A 20,723-nucleotide genomic window follows, 5' to 3' on the forward strand; every position below is an offset into this window, starting at 1 on the left:
CTGGACTTCACGGACGGGCAACGGCCCGGTAGCACCGCCACGACACCGTGGTTACGAGGCACTGGACGCACCAGGCAAGCAGGGGGAGCCCTTGCCGCAGCAGACCGCCGCACGCACGACCCGCCCGGTCCGGCCCCTTCGCCGGACCCGCAAGACCCCGAAAGGGCTGATACCGACTCAGCCGCAATCGCCCCGCCCGACGGGGCAAGGAAGGGAGACGCCCATGACGAAGACCATGCGCTTCGAGATCGTCCGACTGGACGACACCAACGGCTCCGCCACCGACCGTCTGATCGCCGACGCCGCGACCGTCCGCGAGCACGTCCAGGCCGCCGCCCGCACCGGCGAACGCCTGCTCATCCGGCCGTGCCCGACCGTCTGACCCCGCGCGGCGCCTCCGACCGGGAGTCCTCACCCGCCGCAGACGAGCCGGGGGCGTCCGATCCGGACGTCCCGATACCGGACTGACGCCCCGTCATCGCGACCGCCGATGACGGGGCGTCAGTGTGTCCGGGGTCGCGCCCCGGACGTTTGCCGCCGCCCGTCACGGGACATCCCCCAACGGGAACCACCCCGCGCCGCGCCCACCCCGCGCCGGCCGGGCGTCCGCCACCGACAGGTGCCGCCGAGCCCTCCGTACGGGTGATCGTCCTTGACGCGGCGGTCCGGAGGGAGGAGCGTTGTCGGCTATGAGGGGCGAGCCAAGCTGCCCGAGGTGCGCCGGTCGGGTCCGCGCCCCCGGTCTGTTCTCAGACACCTGGCAGTGCGACCGGCACGGAGCCGTGCACCCGATGCAGCCCGTCCTGCCCCCGAGCGTCGAGGCCCTGGGCGTCGCCGTCGCCCGCTCGCAGGTCCCCGTCTGGATGCCCTGGCCGCTCCCGGTCGGCTGGCTCTACACCGGCATCGCCCACGCCGGCGACGACGTCTCGGGCGCCCGCGCCACCGCCGTCGCCTGCTCCGGCCCGGCGCCGCTCGGCGGCTTCGGTGAACTGGTGCTGGTCGCCGAGGAACTGGGCGTCGGGCTCGGCGCCCGCTACGCCGGACTCCCGGGGCCCGACCCGGGCGACTCCGTCGGCCTCTACAAGCCCGCCGACGCCAAGCTGATGGCCGCCGGCCGGCCCACCCCGATGTTCCACGTCCCGGACGCCCCGGCCGACCGCGCGGTCTTCGTCGGCGAGGCGCGCGGGCTGTGGCTGTGGGCGATCGCCTGGCCCGAGCAGTCCGCGCTGGTGATGTACGACGAGCTGGTGCTCACCGACCTGCGCGACGCCGGTGCCGAGCTGGACCTGCTGCCCTGCGGGGCGCTCTCACCCCGACTGCTCGGCTGACCCGCCCGGGCCGCCGGCCCCCCGCCGCACCGCCCGCCCCTCGCCCGGACGGCCTATCCTGGTCGGCACCCACGAGCCCCCAGGAGCCCGCCCCGTGCGCATCGACCTGCACGCCCACAGCAACGCCTCCGACGGCACCGACAGCCCGGCCGAGCTGGTCGCGGCGGCCGTCGCCGCGGGCCTCGACGTCGTGGCGCTCACCGACCACGACACCGTGGCCGGCCACGCCGAGGCGGCCGGGGCGGTGCACGCGCTGCCCGACGGCACCCGACTGACCGTCGTGCCCGGCGCGGAGCTGTCCTGCGTCGTGGACGGCGTCAGCATGCACCTGCTGGCGTACCTGTTCGACCCGGAGGAGCCCGAGTTCGCGCAGGAGCGGGAGCTGGTGCGCACCGACCGGTTCCGGCGCGGCCGGGCGATCGTCGAGCACTGCCGGGAGCTCGGCGCGGACATCAGCTGGGAGCAGGTGCAGCGGATCGCGGGCGCCGGCTCGGTCGGGCGGCCGCACATCGCCAGCGCGCTGGTCGAGGCGGGCGTGGTGGCCACCGTCTCGGACGCCTTCACCCCCGAGTGGCTGGCCAACGGCGGGCGGGCGGACGTCCGCAAGCACGAGACCGATCCGCTGGAGGCGGTCCGGCTGGTCCGGGCGGCCGGCGGGGTGCCGGTCTTCGCCCACCCCGGCGCGGTCAAGCGCGGCCGGGTGGTCCCGGACGCGGTGATCGCCGACCTCGCGGCGGCCGGGCTGGGCGCACTGGAGGTCGACCACACCGACCACGACGAGGAGACCAGGGCCCGGCTGCGCGGGCTGGCCGGCGAGCTCGGCCTGCTGGTCACCGGCTCCAGCGACTACCACGGCACCCGCAAGACCGTCCGGCTCGGCGAGCACACCACCGACCCCGCCGTCTACGAGGCACTGCTGGCGCAGGCCACCGGCGCGAAGCCGATCGAGCGCTGAGGGTGCGGGCCGCCGCGCTCCGGCGTGCGGGGCGCGGCAGGGGCCTGCGGGCGCGACCCGCACGCCCTCCCGGGTCCCCCTCCGGGCCCTGCCCGAGCGGCGCCTGAACAGCCGTCAGCGGCCGCCGGGGGAACGCCGACCGGGCCGCGGACCGGGCCGTCAGTCCAGCCGGACGCCGCGGCGCTCCGGATCGCGCAGGTCGGTGCCCTGGTTCAGCCAGCGCTCCTGGAGCGCGGCCGCGCCGTGCACCCGCTTCCAGCCCGCCTCGTTGGGCGTCATCGGCAGCAGCGGCAGGAAGCGGACCGGCTCGGCCGGCTCGGCCAGCTCCAGGTCCTCGACCAGACCGCCCGGCTCGGCGGCCAGCACCGAGGTGAAGGGCGCGCCCTCCCACAGCGGGGCGCCGAGGTCCAGCGAGCCGCCCGGGGCCACCACCAGGCCCTCGACCTGCGGCGTGGCGGCGAAGGTGGCCAGGCTGCGCAGCACGCCGTCACGCCCGCCGCGGACGGTCAGCACCAGTTCGGCGCGCGGGCCGCGCACCTGGTCGGCGACCATCGCGGTCGGGTCGGCCATCGGCGCGGCGGACATCCCGAGCGTCGCGTACCGCACCAGGCCTTCGGCGTCGGGGCCGAAGCGCAGCACCTCGATCCGGTCGGTGCCGAGGAAGGTGACCGCGGCCCGGCCGCTCGGCTCGCCGAAGGTGGAGATCAGCCGGGCCTCGACGGCGGCCAGCACCGCCTCCCGGGAGAGCTCCGGGGAGCTGCCGCCGTGGGGATCGCCGAAGAGCGGGAAGTCGTGGGCCATGCCGGTGAGCGTAACCCGGTGGGGCGTGCGGGCCGCGTGCGGGCGGCCCGGTGGAGCGGCCCGTCAAGGACCCGTAAAGCCTCGGGGAACCCCCGGGCGCCGATGGCCGGTCAGATGTTAGGGTGAGCGACTGGCCACCGGGATGCTTCCGTCCCGGGGCGGCGGCGCGAAGGAGGTGGTTGCGGTGGATACCGGCCGACCATGCAGTACCGGCAGCTCTGCCCGGCCCCGACTTCCCCGTACCCCTCGCCCCGCAGGCCCAACCGGCTGAATCAGCCGCAGTAGCCCAGGGCGCAGGACCACGGCGGACGGACCGGCCGGGAGAGCACCTTCATCCCCCCCTTCACCGGTGTTCTTCGCCGTCGTACCGCGGCCGAACGTTTCTTCTTCCGCGCCGCCTTGCGACGGCTCCCTGCCCCTGGGAGCCTGCCATGTCGATGATCAACAGCCTGCGTGCCGCCGTCCGCACCAACCGCCGCCGGGTCGCGGCCGGGGTGTACGACGTCCTGCCCGAGGACGCCGCTTCGGCGGTCGTGGACTGCGCGGTCTACCAGCACGGCAAGCGCAAGGGCGAGTCCTGCAGCCCGCGCGAGGCCGCCCGCCGGGTCAAGGCCGAGCAGCAACTCCACGACGGCGCGGGATCGTTCAGCTGGATCGGACTGCACGAGCCGACCGAGGCGGAGTTCGAGGGGATCGCCCAGCGCTTCGGCCTGCACCCGCTCGCGGTCGAGGACGCGGTGCACGCGCACCAGCGGCCCAAGGTCGAGCGCTACGACGACGTCCTGTTCGCCGTCTTCAAGACCATCCGCTACGTCGAGCACGACCAGCTCACGCCGACCAGCGAGGTGGTGGACACCGGTGAGCTGATGGTGTTCGCCGGGCGGGACTTCGTGATCACCGTCCGGCACGGCGGCCACGGCTCGCTGCAGGAGCTGCGCCACCGCCTGGAGGCCGACGCGGACGAGGCCGGACTGCTCGCCAAGGGCCCCGCGGCGGTGCTGCACGCGATCGCCGACCACGTCGTGGACAACTACCTGCTGGTCGCCGAGCGGCTGCAGAACGACGTGGACGAGATCGAGTACGGCGTCTTCTCGGCCAAGGGCGGCCGCAGCTCCGACGTCGGCCGGGTCTACCAACTCAAGCGCGAGGTCCTGGAGTTCAAGCGCGCCGTGGTGCCGCTGCTGCGCCCGATGCAGCAGCTGTCCGAGCCGCTGCAGCGCCTGGTGGACCCGGACATCCAGAAGTACTTCCGGGACGTCGCCGACCACCTGGCCCGGGTCGCCGAGCAGGTGCACGGCTTCGACGAGCTGCTGAACTCGCTGCTGCAGGCCAACCTGGCGCAGGTCTCGGTCGCGCAGAACGAGGACATGCGCAAGATCACCGCCTGGGCGGCGATCTTCGCCGTGCCCACCATGATCACCGGCGTGTACGGCATGAACTTCGACTACATGCCCGAACTGCACCACGAGTACGGCTACCCGATGGTGCTCGGCGCGATCGCGCTGATCTGCGTCGGGATGTACCGGGGTTTCCGCCGCAACGGCTGGCTCTAGGGCCGGTCAGCGCCGGCCGCCGCGGGCGACCAGGACGAGGCCGAGCAGGATCAGCACCACCGCCGGGTAGGCGGCCGCCGGGGGCCACTGGCCCAGCCAGAGCGCGGCGATCAGGGCCGCGCCCGGGGTCTCCAGCAGGATCGCGGTGGAGGTGATCGACGGCCCGAGGCTGCGCACCACGCGGTTGCTCAGCGAGTGGCCGAGCAGCTGGGCGGCGACCATCAGCAGCACGATCTGCCACCACACCCCGGCCGGCCAGCCGGACAGCGGGGTCCCGGCGACCAGGCAGATGCCGAGCAGGACGACCGCCGTGGTGGCGTAGCAGACCAGCGTGTACGCGGTGGTGCTGACGGTCCTGCGGACCTCGGCGCCCAGCAGCATGTACCCGGCCGCGGCCAGGCCGGCGGCGAGGGCGAGCGCGTCGCCGAGCAGCGCGCGCGGGGAGAGCGAGAGGTCGACCCCGGTGAGCACCAGCACGCCGGCGAAGGCCACGACCGTGCCGAGCCAGACCGTCCGGGGCGCCCGGACGCCCATCAGCCGCATCAGCAGGATGGTCCACAGCGGGGTGGTGGTGACCAGGGCGGTGGCGGAGGCCACCGAGGTCATCCGCAGACTGGGCATCCACAGCGCGAAGTGGACGGCGAGCAGCGCCCCGGCCGCGACCGCGAGCAGCAGCGCCCGCCGGCCGATCCCGCGCAGCTCGGCGCGGTGGCGCAGCAGCGCGTACGGGCCCAGGACCCCGACCGACATGACGTTGCGCCAGAAGGCGATCGCCAGCGCGGGCGCGGCGGTGGCGCTGATCAGCGGACCGGACAGCGAGATGCCGCCGATCGAGACGGCGAGCAGCAGCAGGTCGAGGGTGGGGAGCGGATGCGTCGGCCGCGGGTCGGCGGTGGGCGTGGCGGCGGGGGCGGTCGCGGGCCGGGCGGCGGGCACGGCGCTCCTCTGCTGGTCGCGGTGGGCGGGGCGCTCATACGGTAAGGCCCGTGGCGCAGTAATGGAACTGTCGCCCGGAGGCTGAGACGTCCCGCCGTCCCGTGGACGGGAACGGACCGGAAACCCGTACGCTGTCGGCCATGGACCGTACGCCCGCTGCCGCGACCGCCGACGCCTTCCTCGACCAGGCACTGCTGGAGGAGGCCGCGAAGAAGTCCGGCCTGCTCTGGGTGCGCGCGGACGGCCAGGAGCAGGCCCGGCCGCTGTGGCACGCCTGGCACGACGGCGCGGTCGTGGTGGTCGGCGAGGGCGGCGAGCAGCCGCTGCACGGCCTGGCCCCCGGCGCCGGGGCCGTGGTCACCGTCCGCAGCAAGGACAAGGGCGGCCGGCTGACCGGCTGGCACGCCCGGGTGGTCGAGCTCGCGCCGGGCAGCCCGCAGTGGCTGGGCGCGGTCGAGGAACTCAAGGGCAAGCGGCTGAACGCGCCCGACACCGACGCCATCACCGAGCGCTGGGCCCGCGAGTGCCGGGTGCTGCGGCTGGAGCCCTCCGGCCCGCTCGCCGAGGGCCCGGGCGCGATGCCGGACGGCTCGCACGCCGCACAGCCGATGCCCACCCCGGCCACCACCCGCCGCCCGATCCCGGCCGGCCTGCCCAAGCTGCTGTTCAAGCGCCGCTGAGGGTTCACGCCGAGGACTCCTCGCCCGGCTACCGTGCCCTCGTCGGGCCGGGCCCCGCACTCGCGGGTAGATTTGGCCGCGTGGTGCGCCCGGGCGCACCACGCACGGCGTCGAGCGAGTCGAGGGAGTCCATGGCAGGGCCAGGCACGCGGGTCTTCATCTCCCACCTGTCGGCCATCGCGGTCTTCGACCCCAACGGCGACCAGGTCGGCCGCGTCCGCGACGTCGTGGTCTCGCTGCGGCTCGGCGGGCGCCCGCCGCGCGTGCTCGGCCTGGTGGTCGAGGTGGTCGGCCGACGCCGGATCTTCCTGCCGATGACCCGGGTGACCAGCCTGGAGTCCGGCCAGGTGCTCACCACCGGCGTGATCAACCTCCGCCGCTTCGAGCAGCGCCCGTCCGAGACCCTGGTGCTCGCCGAGCTGCTGGACCGCACCGTCACCTGGTCCAAGACCGGTGAGGAGGTCACCGTGCTGGACGTCGGCATGGTGCAGTCCCGGGTGCGCGAGTGGGAGGTCAGCAAGGTCTTCGTCCAGGTCGGCCGGGCCGGCCGGCTGCGCAAGGGCAAGGGCGAGCGGCTCACCCTGGACTGGCAGGACGTCACCGGCTTCTCCCTGCCCGAGCAGGACCAGGGCGCCGCCAACCTGCTCGCCACCTTCGAGCAGCTGCGCCCCGCAGACCTCGCCAGCGTGATGCACCACCTGTCCGCCAAGCGCCGGGCCGAGGTCGCCGCCGCCCTGGACGACGAGCGGCTGGCCGACGTCCTGGAGGAGCTGCCCGAGGACGACCAGGTCGAGATCATCGGCAAGCTCCAGGAGGAGCGCGCCGCCGACATCCTGGAGGCGATGGACCCGGACGACGCCGCCGACCTGCTCTCCGAGCTGCCCGGCGACGAGGCCGAACGGCTGCTCCAGCTGATGGAGCCGGACGAGGCCGCGCCGGTGCGCCGCCTGCTCACCTACGAGGAGGACACCGCCGGCGGTCTGATGACCACCGAGCCGATCGTCCTGGAGCCGGACGCGACGGTCGCCGAGGCGCTGGCCCGGGTCCGGATCAGCGATCACAAGCCCGCCCTCGCCGCGCAGGTCTTCGTCTGCCGCCCGCCGAACGAGACCCCGACCGGCCGCTACCTCGGCACCGTGCACTTCCAGCGGCTGCTGCGCGAGCCCCCGTACGTCCTGGTCGGCTCGCTGGTGGACGACGACCTGGACCCGCTGCCGCCGGACACCCCGCTGTCGCTGATCACCAGCTACCTGGCGACGTACAACCTGGTCGCCGCGCCGGTCGTCGACGAGGCGGACCACCTGCTCGGCGCGGTGACCGTCGACGACGTGCTCGACCACCTGCTGCCGGACGACTGGCGCGACGCCGCACTGCACTCCGGGGACGCCTGGCAGCACGAGACGGAAGGGGTGACCGGTGGACGGTGACCGCAACGGCCGGCCGGACGACTCCGCGCGCCGACGCCTGCAGGGCGAACTGCGGCAGCTGCGGCAACTGCGCGAACTGCGCACCCGCGAGGGCAGCCGGGAGCGCCGGCCGGAGACCGCCACGATCACCGGCACCGGCCGCACCCGGCTCGACCAGCCCCGCACCGCCCGCCCCGGCCTGCTCTCGCTGCCCTCCTACGACCCGGAGGCCTTCGGCGTCCTGTCCGAGCGGATCGCCCGCTTCCTCGGCACCGGGCGGTTCATCGTCTGGATGACGGTGGTGGTCGTCGTCTGGATAGCGTGGAACACCCTGCTGCCGGCGACGGTGCGCTTCGACGAGTACCCGTTCATCTTCCTGACCCTGGCGCTGTCGCTCCAGGCCTCCTACGCGGCCCCGCTGATCCTGCTGGCACAGAACCGGCAGGACAACCGGGACCGGGTCAACATGGAGCAGGACCGGGCCCGCAGCGACCGCAACATCGCGGACACCGAGTACCTGACCCGCGAGGTCGCGGCCCTGCGGCACGGACTCGGCGAGGTCGCCACCCGGGACTTCATCCGCTCCGAACTGCAGTCCCTGCTCAGGGAGATCGAGGAGCGCCGGGAGACCTCCGAGCAGCTGTGACCGGCGGCACGCTACCGGCGAGTCAAGGGGATCCGTCGGCGCCGTACCATCAAGGCATGGCCAACGAGACAGAGGTCGCGGCCGGCGTCACGGAGGAGTCCGTACGCCAGGCGCTGGCGACCGTCAACGACCCGGAGATCAACCGCCCGATCACCGAGATCGGCATGGTGAAATCGGTCGAGATCGCCGAGGGCGGCGCGGTGCGCGTCGCGGTCTACCTGACGGTCTCCGGCTGCCCGATGCGCGACACCATCGTCACCCGGGTCCGCGAGGCGGTCGGGAAGGTCTCCGGCGTGACCGGCGTCGAGGTCGAGCTCGACGTGATGAGCGACGAGCAGCGCAAGGAGCTCTCCCAGCTGCTGCGCGGCGGCGCCCCCGAGCGGGAGATCCCGTTCGCCAAGCCGGGCACGCTGACCCGCGTCTACGCCGTCGCCTCCGGCAAGGGCGGCGTCGGCAAGTCCTCGGTGACGGTCAACCTGGCGGCGGCGATGGCCGCGGACGGCCTGAAGGTCGCCGTCGTGGACGCCGACATCTACGGCCACAGCGTGCCGCGCATGCTGGGCGTCGAGGGCCGGCCGACCCAGGTCCAGGACATGATCATGCCGCCGCAGGCGAACGGCGTGAAGGTCATCTCGATCGGCATGTTCACCCCGGGCAACGCCCCGGTTGTCTGGCGCGGCCCGATGCTGCACCGCGCGCTCCAGCAGTTCCTCGCCGACGTCTGGTGGGGCGACCTGGACGTGCTGCTGCTGGACCTGCCGCCCGGCACCGGCGACATCGCGATCTCGGTGGCCCAGCTGGTCCCCAACGCGGAGATCCTGATCGTCACCACCCCGCAGATGGCCGCCGCCGAGGTGGCCGAGCGGGCCGGGACCATCGCGGTGCAGACCCACCAGAAGATCGTCGGCGTGATCGAGAACATGTCCGGCATGCCGTGCCCGCACTGCGACGAGATGATCGACGTCTTCGGCACCGGCGGCGGCCAGACCGTCGCGGACGCGCTCACCCGCACGGTCGGCGCGACCGTTCCGGTGCTCGGCTCGATCCCGATCGACGTGCGCCTGCGCGAGGGCGGCGACGACGGCCGCCCGGTCGTGCTCGCCGCGCCCGACTCCCCGGCCGGCGCCGCCCTGCGCGCGGTGGCCGGCAAGCTCGGCGGCCGCCAGCGCGGCCTGTCCGGGATGTCGCTCGGGCTGACACCCAAGAACAAGTTCTGAGCCGACCGCCACGGAGGGGCCCGGTGACGCACGCGTCACCGGGCCCCTCCGTCGTCACGGGCGGGTCCTTCGGGCTGCAGCACGGGGCCTACGGGCGGGTGTAGGCGGCCAGGTCCGGGACGGTCGAGAAGCCGACGCCGTAGGCGCTGACACCGCGGCCGTACGCGCCGAGCAGGACGCCGGGGGCCTCCCCGGCCAGCACCCAGCCGTACTCGGACTCGCGGTAGCGGAAGGGCTGCGGCAGGCCGTTGACCGGCAGGCTGAGGGTGGACCAGCCGGGGCCGGCCAGGTCGTCCGCGAGGTCCCAGGCGAGGCTGCTCTGCTGGTCCAGCCAGTCCTGGCGCAGCGCGCGGTCCAGCTGGCCGGGCCAGGTCGCGGCGAGCAGGCCGGAGCCGGCCAGCCAGGCGGCCGAGGAGGCGGAGGTCGCCTCCAGGGTGCCGGTGTTGTCGGCGCTGCGCCGGCTGTCGCGGCGGGCGACGGTGACCACGGCCGCGAACTTCCGCATGTCGCGCGGCTCGTACTGCTTGGCCGGCTCGTCGCCGTGGCCGAGCGCGCCGTAGTCGACGCTGCCCGCGGCGCGGGCGCCGGCGCCGGCCTGCATCAGGTAGCGGCGGCCGGTCCAGCCCTCGTCCAGCCCGTACCAGGGGAAATCGGCGGACAGGTAGGGCACCAGCGGGTCCGCCGGGCCGGCCTGTCCGCCGACCACCGGGCCGCCGGCCGTGGCCGTCGCCCCTCCCGCCTGACTCGTCGCGTCCATCCCCGGGCCTCCTCAAACGCACGTGTGCCTGCCGTGGCGCGCTCCCATGGTGGCGTACCGCGGCGTTCCCGGGGGCCGTTCCTGCTCCGCGACCACGCGGAATGTGACGGACGGCTCATCGGGAACAATCAGCACAATAGCGGCGCACGCACCGCCGCCCCGCTCAGCCGGGCGGCCGGGCGGGGCGGCGGCGTGCTGCCGGAGCCTCGTGGCGGATCGTGCGTCAGGTGGCGTCGGGGTCGAACGGGGGCCGCTCGCCGGGCGCCAGCGGAGCGCCGGCGGAGGCGGTCGCCGGGGCGGACTTGTCGAAGCTGACGCCGCCGCTGCGGCCGTTCACCGGCGCCGCGGGCTTGTCGTCCAGGACGGAGCGGATGTCCAGCGAGTCCTTCATGTCCTTGAGGCCCAGCGGGTCCGCCTGGTCGCCCATGAGCTGCTTGCGGACGAAGGTCTTGGGGTTGAGGTCCTCGAACTCGAAGTCCTTGAACTCGGGGCCGAGCTCGCTGCGGATGTCCTCCTTCGCGTTGTCGGCGAAGGAACGGATCTTCCGGATGAAGCCCATGGTGTCCTGGATCAGCTTCGGCAGCTTGTCCGGGCCGAAGATGATGATCGCCATCACGATGAGGGTCAGGATCTCCAGCCCGCCTACGTCGCTGAACACCTTTGCTCCCTAGCTCGTCGGACGACGGTTCCTACAGGGTAATGGCCACCGGCGAGTCTCCGACCCACGCTGCGATGAAGCCGTGGTAAAGACCTGCCGGTGGCCGAGCACGTCGGGAGCCGGACGCCAGGACCCCTCCGGGGACGCTCTAGCGGGTCTGCTGACGCAGTGCGGCGACGCCGCCGGGGTAACGCTCCGGGGAGGACGGCGGGGACGCCTCACGGGTCGCGGCGACCGGTCGGCCCGGGAAGTCCACCGGGACCTGCGCGGTCATCGGGACGAGGCCGCCGCGGCCGGTACCGGCGTTGCCGCCGGCCGGGCTGACGGTCGTGCCGTGGCGTTCCTCGCCCTGCGGGGTGAGGCCGCCGACGCCGCCGAGCGTGACCGCGGCGACGGAGAAGGCTCCGGCAGCGGCGAAGACCAGTCGGCGCCCGCGCGCGGCGGGGCGGACGGCGGCCGCGGACGGCTGCGGCCGGGCCCCGTGGTCCGGTCCGACGGCGGGCTCGGGGCGGGCGGCGCGCCGGCCCATCAGCGGCCGCAGGACCGCGCCGCGGCCGAAGGCCCGCGGGTCGACCCCGGGCACCGGTGTGTCGGCGCCGAGCGCGCCCGCGCCGAAGGAGGCCCCGGCGCCGCGGCCGAAGGAGCCGCCGTCGAGCCGGCTGCCGCCGAGCGTGCCGGCGGCGGCGATGCCGCCGCCCGGCAGGTCGTCGTCGTCATCGTGGTGGGCCCGCCCGGGCCGCCAGTCGCCGTCCGCCGGGCCGTCCTCGGGGAGGTTGCCGACGGCCATCAGCCGGGCCATCAGCGCGGAGGACGGGCCGGGCGTCCCGGTGCGGGTCAGCAGGTGCTTCACGGAGCGGCCCTCGTCGACCTCGGCGAGGCACTGCGGGCAGGTCGCCAGGTGCGCCTGGACGCGGTCGCGCGAGTCGTGGCCGAGTTCGCCGTCCAGGAAGGCGGAGAGGCGCTCGCCGAGGTGGTGCTCCTCGGCGGCGGGTTCGGCGGGCCGGACGGGCAGCGCATGCAGCGCCGTGTCGGCGGGCAGCGCCAGCGCGGGCAGCACGGGCTCACCGGGTTCGTCGGTACCGCGACGACCCGGCAGGGCCCAGCTCCGCCGGGTCGAGGACCGGCCGGACGTGTCCGAACGGTCCGAGCCGGACCGGCTGGTTCCGCTCACGATCGCCTCCGTCCGCGCCCACCGGGCGCGACGGCGGCCTCGACCGCGCCGACGCCGACCGGCACCGGCTCCTCCGAGCCGCCGCGGCGCTCACGGCCGGGGGCCGAGCCGGGGGCACGGTGCTTGAGCGCGGCGCGCAGGTGCGAGCGGCCGCGGTGGATGCGGCTGCGGACGGTACCGAGCTTGACGCCCAGCGTGGCGGCGATCTCCTCGTACGACAGGCCCTCGATGTCGCAGAGCACCACGGCCGCGCGGAACTCCGGGGCGAGGGTGTCCAGGGCCTGCTGCACGTCGGCGTCGAAGTGGGTGTCGCTGAAGTGCTGGGCCGGGCTGGGCTCGCGGGAGGCGAGCCGCTCGGCCGCGTCCTCGCCGAGCGCGTCGAAGCGGATGCGCTGGCGCCGGCGGACCATGTCCAGGAAGAGGTTGGTGGTGATCCGGTGCAGCCAGCCCTCGAACGTGCCGGGGGTGTAGGTGGACAGCGAACGGAACACCCGGACGAAGACCTCCTGGGTGAGGTCCTCGGCGTCGTGCTGGTTGCCCGTCAGACGGTAGGCGAGCCGGTAGACGCGGGCGCTGTGCGCCTCGACGATCTCCTCCCAGGAGGGCGGAGTCCAGGTCTGCGCGTCGGGGCCCTCGGCGAACGTCGCGAGGGCGGGGGCCTCGGTGGTACCGGCGGCCGGCGTCGCGGCGGCGGGCTGGTCCAGGTCGGAGTGCGCAGGCTGGTTCATCACGGGCTTCGGCGTACGGGCCGACGCGGTGCCGCGGGAGTGCCGCCGCACGGGCACGTCTCCCTCGGCCACACCTCCTCGGTCGGCTCTTCTGCCCAGCAGGGCCACCACCATATCCACCTCACCCGTCAAGCCCGGATAAAAGTGCCCGGGAGGTCTCCCGCACCCGGTCCGACATGACAACGGCCCGCCCCCGTACGCGGTTCCCGGTCGGCCAGTAATCTGTGGCAGGAAATATCGACATCCCCCGGCACCGGGCCGCCACCCGGGGCTCCGAAAGAGGCAGCCATCAGCGAGTTCGGGCCCGCGCGCGCGGCCCTCGCCGACACCTACGTGGGCGAGGACGCGGTGCTGACCTACGCCCGGGCGCAGTCCGCGCGGACCGGCATACGCGCGATCGGGCCGAGCGGCGGGGCGTGCCTGCGGCTGCTGGCCGCCGCGCTGGACGCCAAGGCGGTCGCCGAGATCGGCACCGGCACCGGGGTGTCCGGGGTCTACCTGCTGCGCGGGATGCGGCCGGACGGCGTGCTCACCACCGTGGACTCGGAGCCGGTGCGCCAGCAGCTGGCCCGCGAGGCGTACCAGGCGGCCGGGTTCGCGGCCAACCGCTCGCGGTTCATACCGGGCCGGGCGCTGGAGGTGCTGCCCAGGCTCGCCGACGGCCAGTACGACCTGGTGTTCTGCGACGGCGACCCGGCCGAGTCCCGCGAGTACCTGCTGGAGTCGCTGCGGCTGCTGCGGCCGGGCGGCATGGTCTGCTTCGAGGGGGTCTTCCAGGAGGGCCGACTGGCCGAGCCGGAGCTGCAGGACCCGCAGACCGGCGCGGTCCGGGACCTGGTCCGGGACGTCCGGGAGAGCGAGGCCCTGCTGCCGGCGCTGCTGCCGGTCTCGGACGGGCTGCTCTGCGCCGTCAAGCGCTAGGGGCCGCCCCGGGGGCCCTGCCGGGGCCGCCGGGAAACGCACGGACCCGGGCCGACATGACGTCGTGCCCGGGCCCGGCAGCGCATCTCCAGGAGATGGCGAGCACCTGCTGCGGTCAGCCGCAGGCCTTCTTCAGGGCCTCGCCGAGGGCGTCGGCCTCGTCAGGCGTGAGCTCCACCACGAGGCGTCCGCCGCCTTCGAGCGGAACGCGCATGATGATGCCCCGCCCCTCTTTGGTGACTTCGAGCGGGCCGTCACCCGTCCGCGGCTTCATGGCCGCCATGCTCGTTCCCCTTCCTGCAACCGCTCAGCTACGCACCGGCAGTCCGTCCACCGCCGGTATCGAACGCATTGATCGGAAGCCATTATCCCGCATGCCACGGGCTGATGACCAACATCACTCTCGGTGCAACCTCGGCCGGACCGCCCCCAACCGCCGCAATTCACGTCATAAGCCCCGGCGTGGCGGCAGTGCGGACGCCACCGGAAGGTGCGATACCTCACACTCCCCAGGCCACCGCGTGCTCCGGCATCCTGGCACACGACACCGACACCACGACGATCACCCAGGGAGCCCTCGCCCATGTCCGATTCCGTGCTGTACGAGCTGGACGGCGGCCTGGCCGTCATCACCATCAACCGCCCGGAGGCGATGAACGCCCTCGACGTGGCCACCAAGGTGGCGCTGCGCGACACCGTGACCGCCGCCGCCGAGGACCCGGCGGTGCGGGCCGTCCTGCTGACCGGGGCGGGCGAGCGCGCGTTCTGCGTCGGGCAGGACCTGAACGAGCACCTGACGATGCTGAAGCGGGCCGACGAGACCGGCGAGGGCGCGCTGCGGACCGTCGCCGAGCACTACAACCCGCTGACCCGGGCCCTGGCCGGGATGCGCAAGCCGACCGTCGCCGCGGTCGGCGGGGTGGCGGCCGGCGCGGGCGCCTCGCTCGCCTTCGCCTGCGACTTCCGGATCCTGTCCGACCGGGCCGGCTTCAACACCGCCTTCGCCGGGATCGGCCTGACCGCCGACTCGGGCGCGTCCTGGACGCTGCCCCGCCTGGTCGGGCACGCCAAGGCCACCGAGCTGCTGATGCTGCCCCGGACGGTGAAGGCCACCGAGGCGATGGAGCTGGGCCTGGCCACCAAGGTGGTGCCGGCCGACGAACTCGCCGCCACCGCCCGCGTCTTCGCCCGCGAGCTGGCCGAGGGTCCGACGGTCGCGTACGGCGCCATCAAGGAGTCGCTGGCGTACGGCGCTTCGCACTCGCTGTCCGAACTCCTCGACAAGGAGGACGAGCTGCAGACCCTGGCCGGCGAGAGCGAGGACCACCGGATCGCGGTGCGCGCCTTCATCGCCAAGGAGAAGCCGAAGTACGTGGGCCGCTAGCGAACGGCCACCGGGGAACGGCCGCCGGGAACGGGCCCTCCGGGGCCGGGCCGCCGGGCGGGCGGCCGGCTCAGCCCTTCGCCCCGGTGCGGACGTGGCAGTCCGCCAGGTGGTCGTCCACCAGGCCGCAGGCCTGCATCAGGGCGTAGGCGGTGGTCGGGCCGACGAAGCGGAAGCCCGCCTTCTTCAGCGCCTTCGCCAGCGCCGTCGACTCGGGCGTGACGGCCGGCACCTCGCTCATCCGGCGGGGGGCCGGCCGGCCCGGCTCCGGCGCGAAGCCCCAGATCAGCGCGTCCAGCCCGCCCTCCAGGTCACGGGCGACCCGTGCGTTGGCGATCGCCGCCGCGATCTTGGCCCGGTTGCGGATGATGCCCGCGTCGGCGAGCAGCCGCTCCTCGTCGGCCTCGCCGAACTCGGCGACCTTGCCGATCTCGAACCCGGCGAACGCGGCCCGGAAGCCCTCGCGGCGGCGCAGGATGGTCAGCCAGGACAGGCCGGACTGGAAGGCCTCCAGGCAGACCCGCTCGAACAGGGCGTCGTCGCCGTGCACCGGCCGGCCCCACTCGGTGTCGTGGTAGACCCGGTAGTCGTCGGTGGAGTCACCCCAGGCGCAGCGGAGCAGCCCGTCCCCGCCGAGCACCGAACCGTCGACCGGTCCGGTCACTGGTCGTTCACCGGCTTCGCGTCCTCGGGGGCCCGGGCCGGCTCCCCGGACGACGGCTTGGTGAGGGCGACGGCCGGCTCGACGACCTTGGCGAACTGCTCCAGGCCGGGCAGCGGTTCGGCCGCCGGGTCGGGGCCGGTGGTCGCCTCGACCGCGCCGCGCAGGTGGGCCGCGGCCTCCAGCTCGGCGATCCGCGCGTCGCGGTAGGCCAGTTCGGCGCCCAGACGGTCCAGGACGTCGTCCACCTCGTCCATCCGGTAGCCGCGCAGCGCCATCGGCAGGCGCAGTTCGTCCACGTCCGCCTTGCCCAGCGGGCGGTCCTGCGGGAGCCGTGCGGAGATGCGGTCCGGTACCGCCTCCGGCATCGAGCCGCCCCCGCCGAGCGCCACCAGGGCGGCGCCGCCGACCACCACGGCCATGGCGACCACGATCACCCAGAACACGAGCTGTCCTCCCGAACTCCCGGTCGGCCTTCGTCGAGGTGCCAGGGAACCAGACTGATCATGACAGCATGGTCCCTTAGTGAGGCCGGGGGCCATCATCGCACCCGCAGGAGCTCTGGAGGAGACATCGGTGGCACTGCGCCTGGGACCGCGGGAATTCGGTGACGACGAACTGGTGATCATGGCGATCGTCAACCGGACGCCGGACTCGTTCTTCGACAAGGGCGCGACCTTCGCCGACGAGGCCGCGTTCGCGGCCGCCGACCGGGCGATGGCCGAGGGCGCGGCGATCCTGGACATCGGCGGGGTCAAGGCCGGGCCGGGCGACGAGGTCACGGTCGAGGAGGAGCTGCGGCGCACCGTGCCCTTCGTGGCCGAGCTGCGCAAGCGCCACCCCGACGCGGTGATCAGCGTGGACACCTGGCGGCACGAGGTCGGCGAGGCGGTCTGCGAGGTGGGCGCCGACCTGCTGAACGACGCCTGGGGCGGGGTCGACCCGAAGCTCGCCGAGGTGGCCGCCCGCCACGACGTCGGGCTGGTCTGCACCCATGCGGGCGGCGCCGAGCCGCGCACCCGTCCGCACCGGGCGGGGTACGAGGACGTGATGGCGGACATCCTGCGGGTGACCGTGGGGCTGGCCGAGCGCGCCGTGGAGCTGGGCGTGCGGCGCGACGCGGTGATCATCGACCCGGGGCACGACTTCGGCAAGAACACCCGGCACTCGCTGGAGGCCACCCGACGGCTGCCGGAGATGACCGCTACCGGCTTCCCGGTGCTGGTCTCGCTGTCCAACAAGGACTTCGTCGGCGAGACCCTGGACAAGCCGGTGAACGAGCGGCTGCTCGGCACGCTCGCGACGACGGCGGTCTCGGCCTGGCTGGGCGCGCAGGTCTACCGGGTGCACCAGGTCGCGGAGACCCGCCAGGTACTGGACATGGTCGCCTCGATCCGGGGCACCCGCCCCCCGGCGGTCGCCCGCCGGGGGCTGGCCTAGGAAGCGCCGCGGCGCCCCTTCGGCTCGCTCACGGGCTCGCTCGCGCCGGATCCCGTCAGATCTCGTTCACGGGCCGGCGGGCGTCGGCGAGGATCTTCATGACCTCGTCGACCTCGTCGGTGATGTGGAACAGCTCCAGGTCGTGCGGGGCCGCCTTGCCCTGCGCGACCAGGGTGTTCTTCAGCCACTCGAAGAGGCCGCCCCAGTACGCGGTGCCGTAGAGGATCACCGGGAAGCGGGTGACCTTCTTCGTCTGCACCAGGGTGAGCGCCTCGAACAGCTCGTCCAGGGTGCCGAGGCCGCCGGGCAGGACCACGAAGCCCTGCGCGTACTTCACGAACATCGTCTTGCGGACGAAGAAGTAACGGAAGTTCAGCCCGAGGTCGACGAACTCGTTGAGGCCCTGCTCGAAGGGCAGCTCGATGCCGAGCCCGACGCTGAGGCCACCGGCCTCGGAGGCGCCGCGGTTGGCGGCCTCCATCGCACCCGGGCCGCCACCGGTGATCACCGCGTAGCCGGCCTCGGCGAGGGCCCGGCCGATGGCCACGCCGGCCTCGTACTCGGGCGAGTCCGCCGGGGTCCGGGCGGAGCCGAAGACGCTGATCGCGGGCGGGAGTTCGGCGAGGGCGCCGAAGCCCTCGACGAACTCGGAGGTGATCCGCAGCACCCGCCACGGGTCGGTGTGCAGCCAGTCGGTCGGCCCGGTGGTGTCCAGCAGGCGCTGGTCCGTGGTGCTCGTGCCGACCTGGTCCCGGCGCACCAGCACCGGGCCCTTCTGCTTCTCGGGCCAGGCCTTCTTCTTCCGCGGCACGCCGACCTGCTCGGGGCCGTGTCCGTACTGCTTTTCGTCTCCTGTGCCTGTCATGACGAAACCCTACGCCCGCCCTCCCCCGATTTCAGGCAACGGGGGAAGGTCGGTTGGGCAACCGGAAGATGGCGTTCGACCGTTGATCGGATCGGCTGCCCGGGGGCGGGGCTCAGTCGGTCAGCCAGGCCCGCAGGCGCTCCTCGGTCTCCGCGATGGCGCTCAGCGAGCAGTGCTCCTCCCGCTTGTGCGCGAGGTTCGGGTCGCCGGGGCCGTAGTTGACCGCCGGGACGCCCAGCGCGCTGAACCGGGCGACGTCCGTCCAGCCGAACTTGGCCCGGGCCTGGCCGCCGGTGGCCGCCAGGAAGGCCTGCGCGGCCGGCTGGGAGAGGCCGGGCAGGGCGCCCGGGGCGAAGTCGGTGACGGTCAGCTCGAAGCCGTCGAAGACCTCGCGCACGTGCTTCTCCGCATCCGCCTCGCTGCGGTCCGGCGCGTAGCGGAAGTTGACCGTGACGACGCACTCGTCCGGGATGACGTTGCCGGCCACGCCGCCGTCGATCCGGACCGCGTTCAGGCCCTCGCGGTACTCCAGGCCGTCGATCTCCACCCGGCGCGGCTGGTACTGCGCGAGCCGGGTGAGCACCTCGGCGGCGCGGTGGATGGCGTTGTCGCCGAGCCAGCTGCGGGCCGCGTGGGCGCGCACGCCGGTGAGCCGGATCTGCGCCCGCAGGGTGCCCTGGCAGCCGCCCTCGACCATGGCGCCGCTGGGCTCCATCAGCACCGCGAAGTCCGCGGCCAGCCACTCCGGACGGTCCTTGGCGAGGTGGCCGAGGCCGTTGCGGTGGGCCTCCACCTCCTCGCAGTCGTAGAACACGAAGGTGAGGTCGCGGTTGGGCTCGGGCAGGGTGGCGGCGAGCCGCAGCTGGACGGCCACGCCGGACTTCATGTCCGAGGTGCCGCAGCCGTAGAGCAGGTCGCCCTCGACGTACGAGGGCAGGTTGTCGGCGATCGGCACGGTGTCCAGGTGGCCGGCCAGGACGACGCGCTCGGCCCGGCCCAGGTTCGTCCGCGCGACCACGTTGTTGCCGTACCGGTCCACGGTGAGGTGCGGGTAGCCGCGCAGGGCGGCCTCCACGGCGTCGGCGAGCGCCTGCTCGTCGCCGCTCACCGACGGGAAGTCGACGAGCCGGGCGGTCAGCGTGCCGCCGTCGAGGGTGAGGTCCAGGGGCGTCGGGTTCGGGCTGCTCATGGCGCCAGCCTAGTCCGCGCCCCGTGCGCTCTGCGTGGTCGCCCCGTGACACCGGTGCTCGCCTCCGCGACACCGGGGAGACACGTTCTGTGACACGGATGGGACTCGGTTCGGCAACCGGGGGGCGCCGCACATCCGTCCGAGTGGGTACGGTGTCGGATCAAGGAGCAGGCGCGAGAGGGGCGACGGTGGCCAGGAAGAGGAGCAGCGAGGCGCTGGGCGACGAGACGGCGCCCGCTCGCCGCCGCGGGCCGCTACGCGCGCTGCTGTTGGTGATCGTCGGGCTGCTGGGCCTCGCGCTGGTCGCGGGCCTGGCCGTGGTCGGCATCTGGTGGTTCGGCTTCAAGCCGGGCGAGTCCGAGGGCTGCACGGTGAAGACCGCGGCCGGCAACGGCACCCTGGAGCTGCCGCAGGCCGCCAACGCCGCGACGATCGCCGCGGTGGCGCGCTCGCGCGGGCTGCCGGACCGGGCGACCGCGATCTCGCTGGCGACCGCCATGCAGGAGTCGAAGCTGCGCAACCTCGCGGGCGGCGACCGGGACTCGATCGGCCTCTTCCAGCAGCGGCCCTCGATGGGCTGGGGCACCCCGGAGCAGATCGCGGACCCGGTGTACGCGACGAACAAGTTCCTGGACGGCCTGGTCAAGGTCCCGGGCTACACCCGGCTGCCGCTGACCGACGCCGCGCAGGCGGTGCAGAAGAGCGGCTACCCGCAGGCCTACGCCAAGCACGAGACCAAGGCGACCCTGCTCACCTCGGCGCTGGCCGGCCGCGAGCCCGCCTCGTTCTCCTGCATCGTGCACGACTACGCCAAGCCGGACCCGGGTGACTCCCCCTCCCCGACCGCCACCGCCTCCGCCGCCCCGGCCGCGGCGCCGGACCGGGCCCAGGTGCTGTCCGACCGGGTGCGCCGGGAGTTCGGCCGCACCGTCACCCCGGCCACCGGGTACGCCTCGACCATCAAGGGCGCCGAGAACGCGGTGGCGCTGACCCCGGACCCGGCCACCGCCGCGCTGACCTCCTCCGCGGACGCCGGCGCCGACGGCGGGGTGAGCGCCGAGCGGGCGAGCGGCTGGGAGGTGGCCCACTGGGCGGTCGCCCAGGCCCAGCAGCTGGGCATCGCGACGGTCGCCTACGACGGGAAGATCTGGCGCAAGAGCAAGTCGGAGGACGGCTGGCAGCCGCAGCCGTCGGGCACCTCGACCAAGCTCGTCCAGGTCACCATGGCGGCACCCGACAAGGGCTGACGCACAGACGTACGGGTTGCCGCCGGACGGGTGATTCCGGTCAATCCCGGTGGACCGGCGACCGGTTCCGCTCCCCCGGTCGGAGAACCGTCACTCCCCTTGGCCGGGCCGGTTCCACGGCCTCCGGCGGGACCCGGCAGTCGCCTCCACTGCGGTCGTACGATCCGATGGTCGGTCGGG

General features: G+C 74.0%; 23 protein-coding genes. 12 read left to right on the top strand and 11 right to left on the bottom strand.

The window, feature by feature from the left end; translation table 11 throughout:
• Window positions 1-223 precede the first annotated feature (223 nt).
• The 3 genes from ACZ7KX_RS15545 to ACZ7KX_RS15555 all read left to right on the top strand — a co-directional run bounded on the left by ACZ7KX_RS15545 (window position 224) and on the right by ACZ7KX_RS15555 (window position 2,283).
• Window positions 224-382, top strand: a complete 159-nt coding sequence (locus tag ACZ7KX_RS15545; protein WP_158834957.1) for a hypothetical protein — start codon at window positions 224-226, stop codon at window positions 380-382.
• Window positions 383-689: 307 nt separating this feature from the next.
• A complete protein-coding gene (locus ACZ7KX_RS15550; protein WP_350522125.1) occupies window positions 690-1,328 on the top strand; it encodes a DUF6758 family protein in 639 nt (212 codons plus the stop codon).
• A 94-nt stretch (window positions 1,329-1,422) separates the two neighbouring features.
• Window positions 1,423-2,283, top strand: a complete 861-nt coding sequence (locus ACZ7KX_RS15555) for a PHP domain-containing protein (RefSeq protein WP_470326871.1) — start codon at window positions 1,423-1,425, stop codon at window positions 2,281-2,283.
• A gap of 159 nt (window positions 2,284-2,442) precedes the next feature.
• On the opposite strand, the gene ACZ7KX_RS15560 is transcribed toward ACZ7KX_RS15555, so the two are convergent.
• Window positions 2,443-3,084: a suppressor of fused domain protein gene (locus ACZ7KX_RS15560; protein WP_396544543.1), complete on the bottom strand. Its 642-nt coding sequence runs from the start codon at window positions 3,082-3,084 to the stop codon at window positions 2,443-2,445.
• Window positions 3,085-3,515: 431 nt separating this feature from the next.
• Here ACZ7KX_RS15560 and corA point away from each other — a divergent pair, with 431 nt between their 5' ends.
• Window positions 3,516-4,637: a magnesium/cobalt transporter CorA gene (gene corA / locus ACZ7KX_RS15565; protein WP_470326872.1), complete on the top strand. Its 1,122-nt coding sequence runs from the start codon at window positions 3,516-3,518 to the stop codon at window positions 4,635-4,637.
• Between the two features lie 6 nt (window positions 4,638-4,643).
• On the opposite strand, the gene ACZ7KX_RS15570 is transcribed toward corA, so the two are convergent.
• Entirely contained in the window at window positions 4,644-5,573 is a 930-nt protein-coding gene (locus ACZ7KX_RS15570; protein WP_470326873.1) for a DMT family transporter, read from the bottom strand.
• A 140-nt stretch (window positions 5,574-5,713) separates the two neighbouring features.
• On the opposite strand from ACZ7KX_RS15570, the gene ACZ7KX_RS15575 reads away from it, so the two are divergent.
• The 4 genes from ACZ7KX_RS15575 (at window position 5,714) to ACZ7KX_RS15590 (ending at window position 9,522) form a co-directional block, all read left to right on the top strand.
• Complete coding sequence (locus tag ACZ7KX_RS15575; RefSeq protein ID WP_470326874.1) at window positions 5,714-6,253, top strand: hypothetical protein; 540 nt, start codon at window positions 5,714-5,716, stop codon at window positions 6,251-6,253.
• A gap of 131 nt (window positions 6,254-6,384) precedes the next feature.
• The gene (locus ACZ7KX_RS15580; protein WP_470326875.1) at window positions 6,385-7,680 is read left to right on the top strand and encodes a magnesium transporter MgtE N-terminal domain-containing protein; all 1,296 of its coding nucleotides are present in this window, start codon (window positions 6,385-6,387) and stop codon (window positions 7,678-7,680) included.
• Between the two features lie 49 nt (window positions 7,681-7,729).
• Window positions 7,730-8,305, top strand: coding sequence for a DUF1003 domain-containing protein (locus ACZ7KX_RS15585; protein WP_396544746.1), 576 nt, complete (start codon window positions 7,730-7,732; stop codon window positions 8,303-8,305).
• Between the two features lie 56 nt (window positions 8,306-8,361).
• Window positions 8,362-9,522 carry an Mrp/NBP35 family ATP-binding protein gene (locus tag ACZ7KX_RS15590; RefSeq protein WP_350522131.1) on the top strand — a complete coding sequence of 387 codons (1,161 nt, stop codon included), beginning with the start codon at window positions 8,362-8,364 and terminating at the stop codon, window positions 9,520-9,522.
• 88 nt (window positions 9,523-9,610) lie between these two features.
• Here the strand turns inward: ACZ7KX_RS15590 and ACZ7KX_RS15595 are convergent, their stop codons facing one another.
• The 4 genes from ACZ7KX_RS15595 to sigE all read right to left on the bottom strand — a co-directional run bounded on the left by ACZ7KX_RS15595 (window position 9,611) and on the right by sigE (window position 12,836).
• A complete protein-coding gene (locus ACZ7KX_RS15595; RefSeq protein WP_470326876.1) occupies window positions 9,611-10,279 on the bottom strand; it encodes a hypothetical protein in 669 nt (222 codons plus the stop codon).
• A 223-nt stretch (window positions 10,280-10,502) separates the two neighbouring features.
• Window positions 10,503-10,937: a sec-independent translocase gene (locus ACZ7KX_RS15600; protein ID WP_470326877.1), complete on the bottom strand. Its 435-nt coding sequence runs from the start codon at window positions 10,935-10,937 to the stop codon at window positions 10,503-10,505.
• 148 nt (window positions 10,938-11,085) lie between these two features.
• Entirely contained in the window at window positions 11,086-12,108 is a 1,023-nt protein-coding gene (locus ACZ7KX_RS15605; protein ID WP_470326878.1) for a zf-HC2 domain-containing protein, read from the bottom strand.
• The gene (gene sigE, locus ACZ7KX_RS15610; RefSeq protein WP_396544748.1) at window positions 12,105-12,836 is read right to left on the bottom strand and encodes an RNA polymerase sigma factor SigE; all 732 of its coding nucleotides are present in this window, start codon (window positions 12,834-12,836) and stop codon (window positions 12,105-12,107) included. Before sigE ends, ACZ7KX_RS15605 begins: the two co-directional genes overlap by 4 nt.
• Before the next feature lie 288 nt (window positions 12,837-13,124).
• On the opposite strand from sigE, the gene ACZ7KX_RS15615 reads away from it, so the two are divergent.
• On the top strand, window positions 13,125-13,757 hold the full coding sequence (locus ACZ7KX_RS15615; protein ID WP_207809516.1) for an O-methyltransferase: 633 nt from the start codon (window positions 13,125-13,127) through the stop codon (window positions 13,755-13,757).
• Window positions 13,758-13,872: 115 nt separating this feature from the next.
• On the opposite strand, the gene ACZ7KX_RS15620 is transcribed toward ACZ7KX_RS15615, so the two are convergent.
• A complete protein-coding gene (locus ACZ7KX_RS15620) occupies window positions 13,873-14,040 on the bottom strand; it encodes a DUF3117 domain-containing protein (RefSeq protein ID WP_014137929.1) in 168 nt (55 codons plus the stop codon).
• A 300-nt stretch (window positions 14,041-14,340) separates the two neighbouring features.
• Here ACZ7KX_RS15620 and ACZ7KX_RS15625 point away from each other — a divergent pair, with 300 nt between their 5' ends.
• Window positions 14,341-15,141: an enoyl-CoA hydratase-related protein gene (locus ACZ7KX_RS15625; protein ID WP_350522136.1), complete on the top strand. Its 801-nt coding sequence runs from the start codon at window positions 14,341-14,343 to the stop codon at window positions 15,139-15,141.
• 70 nt (window positions 15,142-15,211) lie between these two features.
• On the opposite strand, the gene ACZ7KX_RS15630 is transcribed toward ACZ7KX_RS15625, so the two are convergent.
• Both ACZ7KX_RS15630 and ACZ7KX_RS15635 read right to left on the bottom strand, forming a co-directional pair.
• Complete coding sequence (locus ACZ7KX_RS15630; RefSeq protein WP_470326879.1) at window positions 15,212-15,805, bottom strand: DNA-3-methyladenine glycosylase I; 594 nt, start codon at window positions 15,803-15,805, stop codon at window positions 15,212-15,214.
• Window positions 15,802-16,248: a DivIVA domain-containing protein gene (locus tag ACZ7KX_RS15635; protein WP_470326880.1), complete on the bottom strand. Its 447-nt coding sequence runs from the start codon at window positions 16,246-16,248 to the stop codon at window positions 15,802-15,804. Before ACZ7KX_RS15635 ends, ACZ7KX_RS15630 begins: the two co-directional genes overlap by 4 nt.
• A gap of 181 nt (window positions 16,249-16,429) precedes the next feature.
• Here ACZ7KX_RS15635 and folP point away from each other — a divergent pair, with 181 nt between their 5' ends.
• Window positions 16,430-17,242, top strand: coding sequence for a dihydropteroate synthase (gene folP, locus ACZ7KX_RS15640; RefSeq protein ID WP_470326975.1), 813 nt, complete (start codon window positions 16,430-16,432; stop codon window positions 17,240-17,242).
• A 55-nt stretch (window positions 17,243-17,297) separates the two neighbouring features.
• Here the strand turns inward: folP and ACZ7KX_RS15645 are convergent, their stop codons facing one another.
• Window positions 17,298-18,107, bottom strand: coding sequence for an LOG family protein (locus ACZ7KX_RS15645; protein WP_470326881.1), 810 nt, complete (start codon window positions 18,105-18,107; stop codon window positions 17,298-17,300).
• A 112-nt stretch (window positions 18,108-18,219) separates the two neighbouring features.
• On the bottom strand, window positions 18,220-19,296 hold the full coding sequence (dapE, locus tag ACZ7KX_RS15650; protein ID WP_470326882.1) for a succinyl-diaminopimelate desuccinylase: 1,077 nt from the start codon (window positions 19,294-19,296) through the stop codon (window positions 18,220-18,222).
• Window positions 19,297-19,484: 188 nt separating this feature from the next.
• On the opposite strand from dapE, the gene ACZ7KX_RS15655 reads away from it, so the two are divergent.
• Entirely contained in the window at window positions 19,485-20,543 is a 1,059-nt protein-coding gene (locus tag ACZ7KX_RS15655; RefSeq protein ID WP_470326883.1) for a VldE C-terminal domain-containing protein, read from the top strand.
• The last annotated feature ends 180 nt before the right edge of the window (window positions 20,544-20,723 follow it).

The organism is Kitasatospora sp. NPDC038210 (assembly GCF_055600605.1).

Excerpts from the sequence above, each read along its gene's own strand:
- ACZ7KX_RS15545 (WP_158834957.1), top strand. The coding sequence starts at position 224 with ATGACGAAGACCATGCGCTTCGAGATCGTCCGACTGGACGACACCAAC.
- ACZ7KX_RS15550 (WP_350522125.1), top strand. The coding sequence starts at position 690 with ATGAGGGGCGAGCCAAGCTGCCCGAGGTGCGCCGGTCGGGTCCGCGCC.
- ACZ7KX_RS15560 (WP_396544543.1), bottom strand. The coding sequence starts at position 3,084 with ATGGCCCACGACTTCCCGCTCTTCGGCGATCCCCACGGCGGCAGCTCC.
- corA (WP_470326872.1), top strand. The coding sequence starts at position 3,516 with ATGTCGATGATCAACAGCCTGCGTGCCGCCGTCCGCACCAACCGCCGC.
- ACZ7KX_RS15575 (WP_470326874.1), top strand. The coding sequence starts at position 5,714 with ATGGACCGTACGCCCGCTGCCGCGACCGCCGACGCCTTCCTCGACCAG.
- ACZ7KX_RS15580 (WP_470326875.1), top strand. The coding sequence starts at position 6,385 with ATGGCAGGGCCAGGCACGCGGGTCTTCATCTCCCACCTGTCGGCCATC.
- ACZ7KX_RS15590 (WP_350522131.1), top strand. The coding sequence starts at position 8,362 with ATGGCCAACGAGACAGAGGTCGCGGCCGGCGTCACGGAGGAGTCCGTA.
- ACZ7KX_RS15595 (WP_470326876.1), bottom strand. The coding sequence starts at position 10,279 with ATGGACGCGACGAGTCAGGCGGGAGGGGCGACGGCCACGGCCGGCGGC.
- sigE (WP_396544748.1), bottom strand. The coding sequence starts at position 12,836 with ATGAACCAGCCTGCGCACTCCGACCTGGACCAGCCCGCCGCCGCGACG.
- ACZ7KX_RS15620 (WP_014137929.1), bottom strand. The coding sequence starts at position 14,040 with ATGGCGGCCATGAAGCCGCGGACGGGTGACGGCCCGCTCGAAGTCACC.
- ACZ7KX_RS15625 (WP_350522136.1), top strand. The coding sequence starts at position 14,341 with ATGTCCGATTCCGTGCTGTACGAGCTGGACGGCGGCCTGGCCGTCATC.
- folP (WP_470326975.1), top strand. The coding sequence starts at position 16,430 with ATGGCGATCGTCAACCGGACGCCGGACTCGTTCTTCGACAAGGGCGCG.
- ACZ7KX_RS15645 (WP_470326881.1), bottom strand. The coding sequence starts at position 18,107 with ATGACAGGCACAGGAGACGAAAAGCAGTACGGACACGGCCCCGAGCAG.
- dapE (WP_470326882.1), bottom strand. The coding sequence starts at position 19,296 with ATGAGCAGCCCGAACCCGACGCCCCTGGACCTCACCCTCGACGGCGGC.